General features: G+C 64.3%; 15 protein-coding genes. 7 read left to right on the top strand and 8 right to left on the bottom strand.

The annotated features are described in order from the left end of the window. Positions 1–8: 8 nt before the first annotated feature. Entirely contained in the window at positions 9–1,673 is a 1,665-nt protein-coding gene (gene recN / locus ACOOE2_RS11080; protein ID WP_420383059.1) for a DNA repair protein RecN, read from the bottom strand. A gap of 276 nt (positions 1,674–1,949) precedes the next feature. Between recN and ACOOE2_RS11085 the strand changes: the two genes are divergently transcribed. Together ACOOE2_RS11085 and ACOOE2_RS11090 are read left to right on the top strand one after the other, a co-directional pair. Continuing rightward, entirely contained in the window at positions 1,950–2,855 is a 906-nt protein-coding gene (locus tag ACOOE2_RS11085; RefSeq protein WP_420383060.1) for a UDP-2,3-diacylglucosamine diphosphatase, read from the top strand. Further along, positions 2,852–3,922 carry a glycosyltransferase family 4 protein gene (locus ACOOE2_RS11090; protein WP_420383061.1) on the top strand — a complete coding sequence of 357 codons (1,071 nt, stop codon included), beginning with the start codon at positions 2,852–2,854 and terminating at the stop codon, positions 3,920–3,922. The genes ACOOE2_RS11085 and ACOOE2_RS11090 overlap by 4 nt, the downstream gene beginning before the upstream one ends. Positions 3,923–4,150: 228 nt before the next feature. Here ACOOE2_RS11090 and ACOOE2_RS11095 read toward each other — a convergent pair whose 3' ends face one another. The 7 genes from ACOOE2_RS11095 to ahpC form a co-directional block, all read right to left on the bottom strand. After that, positions 4,151–4,969, bottom strand: coding sequence for an outer membrane protein assembly factor BamD (locus ACOOE2_RS11095; RefSeq protein WP_420383062.1), 819 nt, complete (start codon positions 4,967–4,969; stop codon positions 4,151–4,153). Between the two features lie 77 nt (positions 4,970–5,046). Next, positions 5,047–5,499, bottom strand: coding sequence for an RrF2 family transcriptional regulator (locus ACOOE2_RS11100; RefSeq protein ID WP_420383063.1), 453 nt, complete (start codon positions 5,497–5,499; stop codon positions 5,047–5,049). Between the two features lie 30 nt (positions 5,500–5,529). Then, complete coding sequence (locus ACOOE2_RS11105; RefSeq protein ID WP_420383064.1) at positions 5,530–6,843, bottom strand: sugar MFS transporter; 1,314 nt, start codon at positions 6,841–6,843, stop codon at positions 5,530–5,532. A 107-nt stretch (positions 6,844–6,950) separates the two neighbouring features. Next, entirely contained in the window at positions 6,951–7,331 is a 381-nt protein-coding gene (locus tag ACOOE2_RS11110) for a c-type cytochrome (protein WP_420383065.1), read from the bottom strand. A 78-nt stretch (positions 7,332–7,409) separates the two neighbouring features. Beyond that, positions 7,410–8,879 carry an ATP-binding protein gene (locus ACOOE2_RS11115; RefSeq protein ID WP_420383066.1) on the bottom strand — a complete coding sequence of 490 codons (1,470 nt, stop codon included), beginning with the start codon at positions 8,877–8,879 and terminating at the stop codon, positions 7,410–7,412. A 62-nt stretch (positions 8,880–8,941) separates the two neighbouring features. Next, positions 8,942–10,498, bottom strand: a complete 1,557-nt coding sequence (gene ahpF / locus ACOOE2_RS11120; RefSeq protein WP_420383067.1) for an alkyl hydroperoxide reductase subunit F — start codon at positions 10,496–10,498, stop codon at positions 8,942–8,944. A 366-nt stretch (positions 10,499–10,864) separates the two neighbouring features. Continuing rightward, positions 10,865–11,428 (bottom strand): alkyl hydroperoxide reductase subunit C, encoded by a 564-nt coding sequence (ahpC, locus tag ACOOE2_RS11125; protein ID WP_420383068.1) that lies wholly within the window; start codon positions 11,426–11,428, stop codon positions 10,865–10,867. Positions 11,429–11,734: 306 nt separating this feature from the next. Between ahpC and ACOOE2_RS11130 the strand changes: the two genes are divergently transcribed. From ACOOE2_RS11130 to ACOOE2_RS11150, 5 genes are all read left to right on the top strand, one after another. Then, positions 11,735–12,880: an HlyD family secretion protein gene (locus ACOOE2_RS11130; protein WP_420383069.1), complete on the top strand. Its 1,146-nt coding sequence runs from the start codon at positions 11,735–11,737 to the stop codon at positions 12,878–12,880. Then, positions 12,877–14,487 (top strand): MDR family MFS transporter, encoded by a 1,611-nt coding sequence (locus ACOOE2_RS11135; protein WP_420383070.1) that lies wholly within the window; start codon positions 12,877–12,879, stop codon positions 14,485–14,487. Before ACOOE2_RS11130 ends, ACOOE2_RS11135 begins: the two co-directional genes overlap by 4 nt. Next, complete coding sequence (locus tag ACOOE2_RS11140; RefSeq protein WP_420383071.1) at positions 14,487–15,926, top strand: efflux transporter outer membrane subunit; 1,440 nt, start codon at positions 14,487–14,489, stop codon at positions 15,924–15,926. The genes ACOOE2_RS11135 and ACOOE2_RS11140 overlap by 1 nt, the downstream gene beginning before the upstream one ends. A gap of 111 nt (positions 15,927–16,037) precedes the next feature. Further along, positions 16,038–16,229: a hypothetical protein gene (locus ACOOE2_RS11145; protein ID WP_420383072.1), complete on the top strand. Its 192-nt coding sequence runs from the start codon at positions 16,038–16,040 to the stop codon at positions 16,227–16,229. Positions 16,230–16,269: 40 nt separating this feature from the next. After that, entirely contained in the window at positions 16,270–16,962 is a 693-nt protein-coding gene (locus tag ACOOE2_RS11150) for a helix-turn-helix domain-containing protein (protein ID WP_420383073.1), read from the top strand. Positions 16,963–16,998 lie beyond the last annotated feature (36 nt).

The following is a 16,998-nucleotide window of genomic DNA, read 5'->3' on the forward strand; positions in this document are numbered from 1 at the left end:
CTGCCCGATCAGGCCTGTTCGAGCAAGCGGTCTGCCTGGGCGCGGGCCTCGGGCGTGATTTCGGCGCCAGACAGCATGCGCGCGATTTCTTCCTGGCGGCCGGCCGCATTCAGCAACGCGACCGACGTGCGCGTCACAATGCCTTCGCTCGATTTGGCGATGAGGAAATGATTCGTGCCGCGCGCCGCCACTTGCGGGCTGTGCGTAACGGCCAGCAACTGCCCACCGCCCGCCAGACGGTGCAGCCGTTCGCCGATCGCGCTGGCGACGGCGCCGCCGACACCACGATCGATCTCGTCGAAAATCACCGTCGCCGCGCCGCCCTGTTCGGCCAGCGCGACTTTGAGCGCGAGGATGAAGCGCGACAATTCGCCGCCCGACGCGATCTTGCCCAGGGGCGCAAACGCGCTGCCGGGATTGGTGGAAATCAGGAATTCAATGGCATCGACGCCGTTGGGCCCCCAGCGATCGTCGGGTAACCGTACGACCGCTGTACGAAACCGTGCCGCGTCGAGCTTGAGCGGCGCCAGTTCGGCCGCAACCGCGGTGTCGAGCCGCCGCGCAGCTTCGGCACGCAGCACGGACAGCGCCTCGGCCTTGGCCTGGTAATCGAGCGCCGCGTCGTGGCTTGCGCGTTCGAGCCGCGCGATATCGGCATCGCCGCCCACGATCGCGTCGAGCGCAGCGCGCATGTCGAGCATTTTGGCGGGCAGATCGTCGGCGGCACAGGCGTGTTTGCGTGCGGCCGCGCGCAGTTCGAACAGGCGCGTTTCGATCCGGTCGAGCAGCAGCGGATCATGCGTCAACGCATCCATCGCCGCGCCGAGCAGGTCTTCGGCCTCCCCCGCCTCGATCACCGCACGGTCGAGCGCGGCCAGCGCTTCGGCCAGCAGCGGATGCTCGGTCGCAATCCGGTCGAGCCGCCGCGCCGCGCTGCGCATGCCCGCCAGCGCCGAATCCGAACCCTCCCACAGCACCTGCAACGCCACCAGATCGGCCGACAGCCGTTCACCCTTCTGCATGTCGGCGCGCTGTGCGGCCAATTCGGCCTCTTCGCCCACCACCGGTTCCAGTTTGGTCAATTCGGCCAGATGCGCAGTCAGCAGCTCTTCGTCCGCGCGCGCGGCAGCGACAAGCGCACGCGCCTGTTCCAGTTCGGCGCCGGTTCGGCTCCAGCGTTGCCACGCCTGGGTTACGGCGCCGGTATCGGCTTGCGCGTAACGATCGAGCAGCGCGCGATGCCCGCGCGCGTTGACCAGCCCGCGATCATCGTGCTGGCCATGCAGCTCGACCAGATACCGCGACAGCTCGCGCAGCAGCGCGACACCGACCGGCTGGTCGTTGATGAATGCGCGGCTGCCGCCATCGGCGCGCACCCGGCGCTTGATGATCAGGGCCTCGCCCGGCTCGATCTCGATTTCCGCCTCGGTCAATGCGGTGCGTATCGCATCGGGCAGCGTTGCAAATTCGAAAGTCGCAGTCACACTCGCCAGATCGGTGCCGGCACGCACCAGCCCGGTATCGGCGCGATCGCCCAGCACCAGCCCCAGCGAATCGAGCAAAATCGATTTGCCCGCGCCCGTTTCGCCGGTCAGCACGCCCAGCCCTGCGGCAAAGCCGAGATCGAGCGCCTCGATCAGGACAACGTTGCGGATGGCGAGCGAAGTCAGCATTGGCCCCGTCATACCCAAGACTTGGGCTGTCGTCACGCTTTGTTCTCATTTTGTATGCTGGCACAACGCGCGGAGGAGCGTCTTTGCAGTTGGTTCCGGCGCGTGCCCGGGGCAGCGGGCCGGCACCGGCTTCCCGGCTCGAAAGTGGCGGCCAGGCCAACAGTGCAACATTTCAGTCACGTTACACAGTGCCACAAGAACGAAACGTGATTGTGACAATGATTCGCCTCATGATCAGCGGCCGGCGTGGCTGCTCACCATGAAAGGGCAAGCCCGATGGCCAAGCGCGCGCTTCCAACCGCAAAAGACCCATTAATAAATTGGGCAACCTCGATCCCGGCGTGGCTCGATCTGCCCGAGCCGCGCGGCTTTCGGCCAAAGCGCAAATTGCGCACAGTGTGGATTTCGGACCTGCATCTGGGCACGCGCGGCTGCAACGCGGCGATGCTGCTCGATTTTCTCGCCTCGATCGAATGCGAGACGCTGTATCTCGTCGGCGACATCGTCGACGGCTGGCGCCTGTCCAAGGGCTGGTACTGGCCCGATGCGCATAACGAAGTCGTCCGCCGCGTCTTGAAAATGGCCCATCGCGGCACCCGGGTGGTGCTGATCGCGGGCAACCACGATGAAATGCTGCGGCCATATGCGGGCATGAGCTTCGGCGGGGTCGAGCTGGCGCTCGATGCGATCCACACCACCGCCGATGGCCGGCGCCTGCTGGTCACGCATGGCGACGGGTTCGATGGCGTCGTGCTCTATGCCCGCTGGCTCGCGTTTGCGGGCGACCAGGCGTACGAATTCCTGCTGCGCACCAATCGCTGGGTCAACATGATCCGCCGCCAGTTCAAGCTGCCGTACTGGTCGCTGTCGGCGTACATGAAAAAGCGCGTGAAGAACGCCGTGCAATTCGTCTGCGATTTCGAGGAAGCGGTCGCGCATGCGGCGCGCGACATGGGTGTCGATGGCGTGGTTTGCGGGCATATCCATTGCGCCGAAATCCGCCAGATCGGCGGCGTGACGTATTATAACGACGGCGACTGGGTAGAAAGCTGCACCGCGCTGATCGAGGATGCGCATGGCACGATGTCGCTGGTGCACTGGGCCGACGAAATCGCAAAGCAGCCGGGCGCGCCGGTCGCGGCGGAAACCGAAACCGCCATCCGCGAAACGACGGGAGCATGAGGCTCGCGATCTGCACCGATGCCTGGCATCCGCAAGTCAATGGCGTCGTCCGCACGCTGTCCACCACGGTCGACCTGCTGATGCAGCGCGGCCACGAAGTCGAACTGATCACGCCCTCGCAGTTCTTTACCTTTGCTCTGCCCGGGTATGATGAAATCCGCCTGGCGATGGTGCCGCGTTTCGGCACGCGGCGCACATTGCACGCGTTTGCGCCCGATATCGTGCATATCGCGACCGAGGGCCCGATCGGATGGAGCGCGCGTGGCTGGTGCAAGGCCAACAATGTGCCGTTCACCAGCGCATTTCACACACGCTTTCCCGATTATGCCGCAGTGCGCACCGGGCTGTCTCCGTCGCATTTCTGGCCGTTGATGCGCCGGTTTCATGGCCCGAGCGAAGCGGTGCTGGTCTCCACCCCCAGCCTGGCGCGCGAACTGGCCACATTCGGCATAAACCATACCAGGATGTGGTCGCGCGGCATCGACAACACGCAGTTTCATCCGTGCCACACGCCCCATCCGGCATTGGCCGACCTGCCCCGCCCGATCATGCTCAATGTCGGACGCGTGGCGATCGAAAAAAACCTGACGGCATTTCTCGATGCCGACGTGCGCGGCACGAAAGTCGTGGTCGGCAATGGCCCGGATCTCGAAGCGCTGCGCGCGAAGTATCCCGATGCGGTGTTCCCGGGCGGATTGTCGGGCGCCGAACTGGCCAGCGCCTATTGCGCTGCCGATGTGTTCGTGTTTCCGAGCAAGACCGATACGTTCGGGCTGGTCATGATCGAAGCCATGGCCTGCGGCGTGCCGGTCGCGGCCTATCCCGTGCCCGGCCCGATCGACATCGTCGGGCCTGACGGTCGCGGGCCCGATAACGCGCTGCCGATGCAGGTCGGCGCGCTCGACGAGGATCTGGGCGTGGCAATTACCCGCGCGCTGCGCTGCGAGCGCATGGGTGCGGCAGTCTATGGCGCCAGCTATTCGTGGGACGCGGCGACGGATCAGTTCGTTCGTGCGATCAGCGAGGCGCTGGGTCGGCGCAAGGCGCGACTGCGCGTCGCAGCGTGAGTGGCCATATTTGATCCGATCCGGCATGTAGGCCAAGCCCAAAAGGTCGCAATCGCGACTGCGCACCAGTCCCGCCCCACACGTCGCCCCGGACTTGATCCGGGGTCAGGCTGCTTTCTCTTCGCTACGCCGGCGCAGAAAAAGCCCGGTCCCGGATCAAGTCCGGGACGACAATCGAGGGGGAGTAAGCGGTCGCAGGGCTTCCCGGCCTATCGACCGTAACCGCAATCAGCTCGCCTTGGTGTTCGGCGCCTTGTTGTTCATCAGGCGGAACGCCCGTTCGTACCATTCGCTGCCGGGGTAGTTGGCCCCCAGCACCGCGGCATTCTTTTGCGCTTCGGCCGGGATACCCAGCGCGAGATAGCATTCGACGAGGCGGTATAGCGCCTCGGGCGTATGGCTGGTCGCCTGATAGCGATCGATCACCACGCGAAATCGGATCGTGCCGGCCAGCAATTTGCCGCTGTGCTGATAGAACCGGCCGATTTCCATCTCCTTGCCCGCGAGGTGATCGTTGACAAGGTCGATCTTCAGCTTGGCGTCGGTCGCATACTGGGTCGCGGGATACCGGCGGATCACTTCGGTCAGCGCATCGAGCGCCTGCTTGGTGTCCTTCTGGTCGCGCTGCACATCGCTGATCTGTTCGTAATAGCACAGCGCGATAAGGTAATAGGCATAAGGCGCATCCTTGTTGCCGGGGTGAACCGACAGGAATTTCTGCGCCGACTGGACCGATTTCGTATAGTCGCGCGCCACGTAATAGCTGAACGCGCTCATCAGTTCGGCGCGGCGGGCCCAGGGCGAATAAGGATGCTGGCGTTCGACTTCGTCGAACAGCGCGGCGGCCTGCTTGGCATCGCCGGCATCGAGCCGCGCGCGCGCGGCGATGTACAGCGTATCGACATCGCGCGCGACATAGGCGACGTCCTTTTTCGGCTTGCCCGACCCCCCGCAACCGGCAAGGCCAATCGACAAAGTGGCGAGCGCAAGGATCGGCAGGCCCAATGAACGGCGGAGCGGATGGCGGGCAAATGTGTCAAGCGTCATGGCGCTCGTATAACCAGCGACCGCACGCTCGCCAAGTGCCGTTCGGTAACCGGCGGAACAATTCGGCCGGACGCCGGTCAGATATGCGTGTGCGCATTCATCTGGTCGAACGGCGGGACGAGCGAAATCGCATCGGCCAGCGTGATCCGGTCGAGAATTGCGGCGGTTTCGTCGCGCAGCTGCAGCATCAGCCCGCGCAATCGGCAGTCTTTTTCGGGCAGGCAGTTCGCGCAGGTTTCGTGCGCATTGCGGCTGGCGCAGGGCACCAGCGCCAGGCTGCCGCGCGACAGGCGAATGATATCGCCATAGCGCACATCGACCGGCGGCACCGCCAGTTCATAGCCGCCGTCGCGCCCGCGCTGCGACACGACCACGCCTTCGCGCGCCATTTCGGACAGGATCACGGTCAGGAATTTGCGCGGGATGTTCTGCGCCTCGGCAATCGCATCGAGCCGCACCGACCCCTGGCCAAATGTGTCGGCAAGATGCTGCAGGGCCCGGATGGTGTAGCGCGTTTTTTGCGATAGCATCGGTTTATACTGGGCAGTTGCGCATGGATGTCAACTGAACGGGCGCATTTGTGCAGGCACTGCGCGGCGGCGCGCAAAAAATCCGAACGCCGCTATGATCACATAACACAGCGCCGGGACGAGCAGCGCAATTTCCAGGCTGCCTGAAACATCGGCCACTGTCCCTGTCAACGGCGGCACGATCGCCCCGCCCACGATCGCGACACACAGCACGCCCGACCCGTCGGCCGCACGATCGCCCAGGCCTTCGCTGGCAAGCGTAAAGATCGTGGGAAACATGATCGAATTCATCAGCCCGATCGCCAGCATGCTGGCAGCAGCAATGCCCCCGGTCGACTGCGTGGTGATCGCAATCATCGCCAGCGCGCCCACGGCCATGACCGCCAGCACCTTGCCCGGATCGATCACGCGCATCACGGCCGATCCGATCAGCCGCCCGGCCAGCATTCCGCCCCAGTAGAACGGCAGCAATTTGCCCGCCGATTGTTCATCGAGCCCCAGCACATGCGGCTGGCGCATGTAATTGACGGTCATCGACCCGACCGCGACTTCGGCCCCGACATAGAGAAAGATGCACAAGGCGCCGAACCCGAACCGCGGCTGCAACAGCAAGTCGAAGCTCTTGAGCACAGAGCCGTGGTCGTGGTGTTCGCCTTTCAGCCGGTTGCGATTGGCGTAGACGACCGCCGCAACCACGGCCAGCGCGATGGCCAGACCGAGATAGGAATGGACTACCGCAGTAGTCGCCGCCGAACGATAGGCATCGAGCGCGGCGCCGGTCAGATCGCTCGCCTTTTCATGCGCAAGCGTGCCGAGCATCAGGATCGCGCCCACATAGGGAAACACCGTCGTGCCGACCGAATTGAACGCCTGCGCAAAGGTCAGCCGGCTGGGCGCAGTGCGCGCCGGGCCGAGCAGCGAAATCAGCGGGTTGGTCACGACCTGCACGATCGTGACCCCGCTCGCCAGCACGAACAGCGCCAGCAGAAACAGAATGAAGCTGGCGTTGCTCGATGCCGGGATGAACAACAGGCACCCTGCCATCATCATCAGCAAGCCATAGGACGCGCCGCGCATATACCCGACACGCTTGACCAGGGCGGCCCCCGGGATACCGATGATCGCATAAGCTGCGAAAAACGCAGTCTGGACCAGCATCGCCTGGCCGTAATTGAGCGTGAACAGATCCTTCAGCTTCGGGATGATCACGTCGTTGAGCGAGGTGATGCCGCCGAAGATGAAAAATAGCGCCAGAACAAAGCCCTGCAGGCCCGGCGCGTTGATGTGGTCGTCATGCGCGGTCAGGACGTCGCTGGTGGTTTCGGCAGGTGGAGCAATCGCCATCGGGGTCCTTGGTGTCGCCGGACTGGAGCACGGTGATCACGAAAAGACTTGGGCGAGCGGCGGAAGGATGTAAACCCGCAATTCCCCTTCGCAACAGGGCGTGTCTATCAGTGCGCGGCTGCTTCCAGATAGGCGATCAGATCGGCACGGTCTTTTGCATCGGAAATGCCGGCGAATGGCATGCGCGTGCCCGGCACGTATTTGGTCGGCGAAGCGATGAACATGTCGAGATTGGCCGGCGACCAGGCAATCCCCTTGGCCACCATCGCGGGCGAATACGAATATCCGGGCATCGATCCGGACTTGCGACCGACGATGCCTTTCAGCGAGGGCCCGAGAACCGTGCGCCCGGTGTTCAGATCGTGGCATGCGGCGCAGCGCGCAAACACGACCTTGCCATGCGCGGCGTCGGCGGCATTGGCACTGGCCGAAACCCCGGCGATGGAAACCAGCGCGGCAGACCCGAGCAGGACGTTGGAAAAGGTCATCGTAAGGCTCCCCTGTAGACATTGGCGGATTAGCTGCCCGCGGCTTTCGCGGCGCTGAATGGCGCGCGCGCCTGATGTTCAGACTGGCTGGGTCAGCAAGCCGAGTGCGGGAATGCCGACCGAGCGGCGGCCTCCGTAGTCGGTGCGCACCACGATCAGCCCCTGCTTTTCAAGATGATCGAGCAGGCGGCGGATGCGGCCCGACGAGCGCGTGCCATAGACCGTGGCCAGCCGGTCATCATCGGGGCACGGCGCGCCTGCGCTTGCCGCGACGGCCAGCACCATCAGCGGCGCGAGCAGATCGTCGGGCACATCGCGGCCCAGCGCGACCACCGCGCGCCATTGCGGTGCGGTGTCGTCGCCTATCCCCGCGATCGCCATCGCAAACCGGCGGCGGAATGCGGGCAGATCGATGCCCGGCGAGATCCGCGCCATGCGGCAGCGCACGGTGAAATCCTGGTATAGCTGCGCCGGGGGCTGAAACGTGCAGTCGGGCTCCGCCACCATCTCTTCCAGGATCGCCGCAACGGTGGCGGCATCTTCCTCGGCGGCAAACAGGCTGGGTTCGGCCGGCGGCTCGACCGTAACGCCCGGTGGCCCGGTTTCGGCGATCTGCTCGATCAGGTCGCTGGCATCCGGCGCAGGCGTGTCGTCGGCGGCGGCAGCGTGGCGGATCGGCTCTTCGGCCTCATCGCGCAACAGCGTGTCCATCACCCCGCCTGCCATATCGGGCAAAGGCATCAGGCCCTGGATAACGTTGCGCGCAACGGTTTCGACTTCGGCGATCCGCACCGACACCGGGCGCCGGGATATCGCCGGGCCAAGGCCGAGGAAATGCCCGCGCTCCAGATCGCGGATCGCTTCGGCCTGGCGCCGCTCCATGCCCAGCAGATCGGCCGCGCGCGCCATGTCGATATCGAGGAACGTGCGCCCCATCAGGAAATTCGACGCTTCGGCGGCAACGTTCTTGGCCAGTTTCGCCAGCCGCTGTGTCGCGATCACGCCCGCCAGCCCGCGTTTGCGCCCCCGGCACATCAGGTTGGTCATCGCGCCCAGCGACAGCCGGCGGATTTCATCGGACACATCGCCGGCGGCGGCCGGCGCAAACATCTGCGCCTCGTCCACCACGACCAGCACCGGGTACCATTCATCGCGCGGAGCATCGAACAGCGTGTTCAGGAACACCGCCGCGCAGCGCATCTGCGCTTCCAGATCGAGGCCGTCGAGCGCCAGCACGACCGAGGCACGATGCGTGCGGATACGCGCCGCCAGCCGCACGATCTCTGCCTGGTCATAGGCCGCCCCGTCGATCACGACATGGCCATAGCGTTCGGACAGCGTGACGAAATCGCCTTCCGGGTCGATCACCACCTGCTGCACCAGTTGCGCGCTCTGTTCCAGCAGGCGGCGCAGCAGATGCGATTTGCCCGAGCCCGAATTGCCCTGCACCAGCAGGCGCGTGGCAAGCAATTCCTCGACATCGATGCGGATCGGCGCGCCGGCCCGGTCGGCCCCGATAACGATGGTCTGTTTTGGGGCGGCGCTCACACTCGCGTGCTTTATAGCGCCGGGACAGAGGGGCAAGCCCCCTGCCCGGCCCTATCCACGGCCTAGTGGCGGATCAGGTAATCGAACGCCGACAACGCCGCCTTGCTGCCCTCACCCATCGCGATCACGATCTGCTTGTACGGCACGGTCGTCACATCGCCCGCAGCAAACACACCGTGGATGTTGGTCTCACCCCGCGCATCGATCTCGATTTCGCCGCGATTGCTCAGCGCGACCGAGCCTTTCAGCCATTCGGTATTGGGCACCAGGCCGATCTGGACGAAGATGCCATCGAGATCGAGCGTGTGATCCTCCCCGGTTTCACGATGGCGATAGACCAGCCCGGTGACCTTGTCGCCGTTGCCGACGACTTCGGTGCTCATCGCCGAGACTTCGATCGTCACATTGGGCAGGCTGCGCAACTTGGACTGGAGCACGGCGTCGGCACGCAACTGGCTGTCGAATTCGATCAGTGTCACATGCGCGACGATCCCGGCAAGGTCGATCGCCGCCTCGACACCCGAATTGCCACCGCCGATAACGGCCACGCGCTTGCCCTTGTACAGCGGGCCATCGCAATGCGGGCAATAGGCGACACCGCGATTGCGGTATTCCTCTTCGCCGGGCACGCCCATCTGGCGCCAGCGCGCGCCGGTCGACAGGATGACGGTCTTTGCGCGCAGGCTGGCGCCACCTTCGAGTTCGATCGTGGCCAGGCCATCTCCGTTGGCAGGCGACAGTTTGATGGCCTTTTGCAGGTTGATCACATCGACGTCATAGTCCTTGACGTGCTGTTCCAGGTGCGAGACCAGTTTGGGCCCTTCGGTCTTCGACACCGAAATGAAATTTTCGATGCCCATCGTGTCGAGCACTTGCCCGCCGAAGCGTTCGGCGACCACGCCGGTGCGGATGCCCTTGCGCGCGGCATAGATCGCCGCGGCGGCGCCCGCCGGGCCGCCACCGACGACGAGCACGTCGAACGGCGCCATTGCCGCAATCTTTTCGGCCGCACGCGCTGTCGATCCGGTGTCGAGCTTGGCGACGATCTGCGCCAGGTCCATGCGGCCCTGGCCAAATGGTTCACCGTTGAGGAAGATCGTCGGAACCGCCATGATCTTGCGGGTATCGACTTCGCCCTGGAACAGCGCGCCGTCGATCGCGACATGGCTGGCATTCGGATTGAGTGCCGCGATCATGTTCAGCGCCTGCACCACGTCGGGGCAGTTCTGGCAGGTCAGCGAGAAAAATGTCTCGAACTGCAGCGGTCCGTCGAGCCCCCGCGCCTGGTCGAGCAAATCCGCCTCTTCCTTGGGCGGGTGACCGCCAACATGCAGCAGCGCGAGGATCAGCGAGGTAAATTCGTGGCCCAGCGGCAAACCGGCGAACGTCACCCGGGCGGTTTCACCGGTGCCGCCGATCGTGAAACTGGGCCGCCGCGCATCGCTGCCATCGAAACGCGCGGTGACTTTGTCGGACGCCGCGACGATTTCGGTCAGCAGCGCGCGGGTGTCGGCGGATTTGCTGTCGTCACCCAGGCTTGCCACCAGCTCGATCGGCCGGCGCAGATTGCCAAGGTATGCTTTCAGCTGGGCGGTGGTGGCGGCGTCGAGAAGTGACATGGCGGTTACTCTTGTGAGGGAACTTGAGGTTGGCGATAAGATATATATTCAGGTTGGTGGGGCGCACCCTGCCTTCGCCCTGCACCCCCCTCGTCGTCGTCCCGGACCTGATCCGGGACTGTGCTTCTTCTTCGTGCGCGACGTGTGAAAAGAAGCACAATCCCGGATCAAGTCCGGTATGACGGGTGGGGTAGGTGTTGCGCGTTTGCGGCGAACCAGGGCGCAGATGCGCAGTCGCGACCGCCGGACGGTCTACGCAAGCGCTAAAATATGCGAAAAAACCTGGCGGCGGCCAATATGGTATAACCGCCGCCGGGACCTATCGGAGCGTTCGCGTGAGGGAACCGCGAACGCTCCGATCAGCAATCAGATCTTGCCGACGAGATCGAACGAAGGCGACAGCGTTTCGCCGCCTTCTTCCCAGTTGGCCGGGCACACCTGGCCTGGATGTTCACGCCAGTACTTGGCGGCCTTGATCTTGCGCAGCAGTTCGGCGGCATTGCGGCCCACACCCTCGGGCGTGATTTCAACCAGCTGGATCGTGCCGTCGGGATCGACCACGAACGTGCCGCGATCGGCCAGGCCGACGCCTTCGCGCAGGATGCCGAAATTGTTCGACAGTGCGTGGTTCTGATCGCCCAGCATGTAATAGTCGATCTTGCCGATTGCCGGCGAGCTGTCGTGCCATGCCTTGTGGCTGAAATGGGTGTCGGTCGAGACGCTGAACACTTCGACGCCCATCTTCTGCAGTTCGGGATAGATGCCGGCCAGGTCTTCAAGCTCGGTCGGACACACGAACGTGAAATCGGCCGGGTAGAAGAAGAACACCGCCCACTTGTCGGCAATGTCGCTCTGGGTGATGTCGACGAAACGGCCCTGGTGATAGGCGGTGTTCGCAAACGATTTTATGGGGGTGCCGACGATTGACATGATCGGGGTAGGTCCTTTTGGGATGACCCTGGCGGGCCGGTGGAAAAACGATGGTGGGGAAATAGCCACGACCCGCTCGCAAAGCCAATGAGCAATTCCGCCCATATTGATCTAGTTTCTCGATCAGTGCGCCATGTCGCAACCCTCCTCCATTGCATATTATGCAATCGCAGGATCCTTCGTTGCACTTGAAATCACATCTCGCTTTGTCCACTTACGAAAACAGAACGAAAGTGTTCCATTAATCCGGATATGCTATAACCGCATTCGAACGACACATTCGCCATCGCACCACCAGGATACCCGATGACCGCCCAGACCGACACATTGCCGCCCGAAACCGCGTCCCCGACTGTCGGAAACCCCGTTCGCCGGCGCCTGTTGCGCAGTGCGGCGACGATCGCGCTGATCCTGGGCATCGCCGTCGGGATCTACGAATACATCGGCTACATCAACCACGGCCAGTATGTGCAATCGACCGACGATGCGAACATCAAGGCCGATGGCGTGACGATCAGTTCGAAACTGGCAGGCTACGTCCGTACTGTCGCCGTGGCTGACAACCAGCCGGTCAAGGCGGGCCAGTTGCTGGTCGATGTCGATCCGACCGATTACCGGATCAAGCTGCAACAGCTGACCGCGCAGCAAGATGTCGCAAAGTCGGGCCTCGCCACGACCCATGCCGGCATTACCGAAGCCAAGGCCGGCGTGGCCCAGGCGCGCGCCGCGATCGTCAATGCCCAGCGCGATCTGGCGTATTATACCGGCGAAGTCGCGCGCTATCGTCCGCTCGTTGCCGACGGGGCCGAACCGAAGCAGACGCTCGACCAGATGGCATCGAACCGCGACAAGGCGGCCGCCACGGTTGCTTCGCAACAGGCCGCGCTTGCCGCCGCCAATGGCAAGCTCGAATCGGCGCGCGCGCAGCTTGGCCAGACCAGAGCCCAGATCGAAGCGGCCACCGCGCAATCCAATGCAGCACGCACCGATCTGAATACGACGCGCCTGGTCGCGCCGATCAACGGCCAGGTCGCATCGTCGTCGGTGCGCGTCGGGCAATATGTCCAGCCTGGCCAGCGCCTGATGACGGTCGTGCCCGTTCAGGCGATCTATATCGAAGCCAATTACAAGGAAACCCAGATCGGCCTGATGCGCCCGGGCCAGCCCGCGACGATCGATGTCGATGCCTTGCCCGGCGTGGAATTCCATGGCGTGGTCGAAAGCATTACCCCGGGCACGGGCGCCACATTTTCGCTGATCCCACCGCAGAACGCGACCGGCAACTTTACCAAGATCGTGCAGCGCGTGCCCGTGCGCATCCGCATCGAGGCCGGGCCCGAGGCGCGCCGCGTGCTCGTGCCGGGCCTGTCGCTGCGCGTAGAGATCGACACGCTGTCTGCACGCGGCGCGATCCACCAGATCCGCAACGAGGAAAAGCAGAACGGCCAATGAGTTCCGCCATTCCCACAGCGCCAGATGCCATCCCCGACGATGTCATTGCCGCCGCGATGCCGGACGGGTTGCGCAAACCGCAGAATGCCGACCTGACCGCCTGGCTGGCAGTCGTGGCCGGTGCGGTTGGCGCGCTGATGGCGACGCTCGACATTTCGATCGTCAATTCGGCGCTGCCGACGATCCAGGGCGAAATCGGCGCTTCGTCGACTGAGGGCACCTGGATCGCGACATCGTACCTGGTGTCCGAAATCATCATCATTCCGCTGACCGGCTGGCTGGAACGCGTGTTCGGCCTGAAACGGTTCCTGCTGGTGATGGCGACGCTGTTCACGCTGTTTTCGATCGAATGCGGGTTGTCGACGACGCTGACCCAGATGATCATCGGCCGCGTCGGCCAGGGCTTTACCGGCGGGGCGATGATCCCGACCGGCATGACGATCATCGCCACGCGCCTGCCCCGCCATCAACAGCCGATCGGCACCGCGCTGTTCGGCTCGACCCTGATCATGGGCCCGGTGATGGGGCCGCTGGTCGGCGGCTGGCTGACCGAAAACTACAGCTGGCACTATGCGTTCTTCATCAACATCCCGGTGTGCCTGATGCTGGTCGCATTCCTGATCATCGGCCTGAAATCGGCGCCGATGAAGCTCGACGAACTGCGCCAGGCCGACATCCTGGGCATCCTGGGCATGGGCGCCGGGCTCGGCGGGCTGACCGTCGTGCTGGAGGAAGGCAACCGCGAACAGTGGTTCGATTCGATGCTGATCTGGCGCCTGACCGCGGTGACGATCGTCGGCTTCATCATGATCGGGCTGGGGCAGATCTATGCCAAGCGCCCGGTGGTCAAGCTGGCGCTGTTGCGCAACCGGACATTTGCCGCAGTGTTCGTGCTGGGCCTGGTGCTCGGCGCGGTGCTGTACGGCACGTCTTATGTCATTCCGCAATTCCTCGCGGCGATCGCCGGGTACAACGCGCAGCAGGCGGGATCGATCGTGTTCCTGTCCGGCATTCCTGCCGGATTGATGATGCCGATGTTTCCGATCCTGGTCGCGCGGATCGATCTGCGCGTCGCGATCTTTTTCGGCCTGATGGTCATGATGGGCTCATGCTGGCTCGATACCTCGCTGACCGCGGCATCGGACGGTTCGGATTTCTTCCTGTCGCAACTGATGCGCGGGCTGGGTCAGGCGTTTTCGATGCTGTTTCTCAACCAGGCGGCGATTGCCAGCGTGCAACCCGACGAGGCGGGCGATGCGTCGGGGCTGTTCAACGCCGCGCGCAACCTTGGCGGATCGATCTCGCTCGCGCTGCTGGCGACCTTGCAGGAAAAGCGGCTCGAATTCCACCACTGGCGGCTGTTCGAAGCGATCCCGGCCAATGGCACCGCCGTCCAGACCTGGCTGCAGGGCCAGACCAACGGCGTCGGCTATGACGCCACGCTCGGCGCGCTGCAATCGATCAACGCCACCGTCATGCGCGAGGCGCTGGTGTTGAGTTATACCGACGAATTCGTGGCACTGGTGTTTGCAATCGCCCTTGCCGCCCCGCTGATACTGCTCCTGCGCCCGCTGCAAAAGGGCCACCACAAGATGGCGATGCATTGATGTCCGTTCTGCTCCGTTCCGCCCGCCTGTGCGTCCTGCCGTCGCTGGCGCTGATCGCCGGCTGCACCACTGTCGGCCCGAACTGGCATGGCGCGCCCGCGGTTGCGCCCGATGCCGCCGCGCGTGGCAGCTTTGTCCGCGCGCCGGGCGTCGCCACTGCGGCGCAGCCCGATGCGCAGTGGTGGACAGTGTTCGGCGATCCCGCGCTTGATGACCTGATCACCCGCGCTCTGGCCGGATCGCCCGACATCGCCGCCGCAAAGGCGCGCATCGACCAGTCGCGCGCCACGCTGTCGAGCGCGAAAGCCGCGCTGTTGCCCAGCGCGTCGGTCGGTGTGCTCGCGGCCGAAGCGGACTTGCCCGGCGCGATCCTCAATCGCAATGGCCGCCTGTCGGAACAGGTCTATGCCGACAATATCCAGGCTTCGTGGGAAATCGACCTGTTCGGCGGCAGCGCGCGCAAGATCGAGGCTGCGCGCTATCGTTCGGCCAATGCCGCCGCCTCGGCGCAAGACGTAGCGGTCACGCTGTCGGCCGAAATCGCGCGCGATTATGTGATGTTGCGCGCACAACAGGCGATCGCCGCCGTGCTGGTGCAGCAGGTCGATTATGACACGCGTTTGTTGTCGGCCGCGCAGGACCGGTTTGCACGCGGCACCGTCGCGCAACAGACCGTCGACACCGCGCATTCGGCCCTGGCGCAAAGCCAGAGCGACCTGGCCGATACGCATGTCCAGATCACGGTGCTGGCCGATCAGCTGGCGGTGCTGTCCGGGCGTGAACCCGGCGCGCTCGATGCGTTGATTGCGACGCCGGGCGCGGTGCCGCTGGCGCCGGCCAATGTCGCCGTAGGCGATCCGGCACGGCTGTTGCGCCACCGCCCCGATATCCGCATGGCCGAAAGCCAGCTGGCAGCCGCCAACGCCGACCTGGGCGCGCGGATCGCGGACAAGTTCCCCTCGATCAGCTTTACCGGCATCCTGGGACTCGGCGGTACGAACATCGGCGAAGCGTTTCAGCCCAGCAGCCTGATCGCGCTGCTGTTGCCGCAGCTGAAATGGAACCTGCTCGACGGCGGCCGCGCCAAAGCGGCCGAGCGCGGCGCACGCGGCGCGCTCGCCGAAGCGGAGGCGAATTACCGATCGAAAGTGCTCGGTGCCTTGCAGGATGCGGAAAATTCGCTGACGCGGTTCGGCGGGCAGCGGATCACCCTGGCCAAGGCGATCGAGCAGCATGACGCCGCGCTGCACATGGCGACCTTGCAGGGCAAGCGCGCCGACGGCGGCACATTGTCGCGCGCCGAGGCGCTCTCGGCGCAGCGCCAGGCGCTGCACATCCAGCTCAATACGCTGTCGGCAACAGCGCAACTGACCACCGATTTCATCGCCGTCGAAAAGTCGCTGGGGCTTGGCTGGGAAGCCCAGGAACCGCGCAAATGAGCCGTGCGCGTTCCATTTATACCGTCTTGACCATGCCCAAAATTCGGGCACACTGGCCATCTAGAAAGCCAATAAGGTGGATAGGTGAGACGGATGAGCTGGGTATCAAGCATGGGACGGCGCTTTTTGCACGCCTATACCGAAGGGCTGGTCATGACCTGCCCGCTGCATCGCGCAGAAATGTTTTTCAACGGCCAGGACCAGCCGGGCACGCAGCCTGCGGCAATCGACAAGTCGCAGGATAATGTCCAGGCCACCCTCCGACCCGAATTCTCGGGAGCCTACAGCAACGTCAGACACTGACGGGAACGAATTGGGCCCGGTCATCACGGACGCCCAACCTGTGGATCTGGGCGAGTTCGAGGCTGCCAAATTCGATGCCAAATTCGATGATTGCCTTGCCGCTGCGTTCGTCCGGCGCGGCCGGCCATCGGTTGCCGAGGCCGAGGCCCTGTCGGGCCGTATCCTGGATGCCAGCTGGGACGTGCTGCTGACGGCCGGTTTCGAGGGTTTTACCTTCGATCGCGTTGCGCGCCACGCGCACATCGGCAAGGCGACAATCTATTCACGCTTTCCGGGCAAACGCGAACTGATGCGCGCGCTGCTGGCGCGGCGGATCGTCATACGCAGCGATTTTTTCAAGTCGGCTGGTCACGACCTGGCGGTCGAGGATGCGTTCTGCCTGCGCGCGGCCAACACGATGAAAGGCCTGTTCTCGCCCGACGGCGCGCTGATGGAGCGGCTGATCGACTGGCTGGAACAGGAAACCGGCGAAGGCCAGCCCATGCGCGCCCAGGCCTATCGCGATGCGATCGAATCGATCGGCGAATCGCTGGCCGACAGCTGCAGGCTCGGCGCGCGGGCAAGCAACGGGGTCGAGCCCGCATTCGCCGCGCGCCTGTGGATCGAGGGCCTGATCGGCCATGCCAAGCTCGCCCATACAGAGGGCGCATCGTCGCCCGATGAAATCGAACGCTGGGCGGCGGACTATACGCGGTTCTACTTTGCCGGGCTGCGCGCAATGGTTGCGGGGTGAAATCGCCCGCAAGACGCCTCCCAACCTCGCCCTGCT

The sequence above is a fragment of the Novosphingobium sp. genome (assembly GCF_965214355.1).
Classification (GTDB): Bacteria; Pseudomonadota; Alphaproteobacteria; order Sphingomonadales; family Sphingomonadaceae; genus Novosphingobium.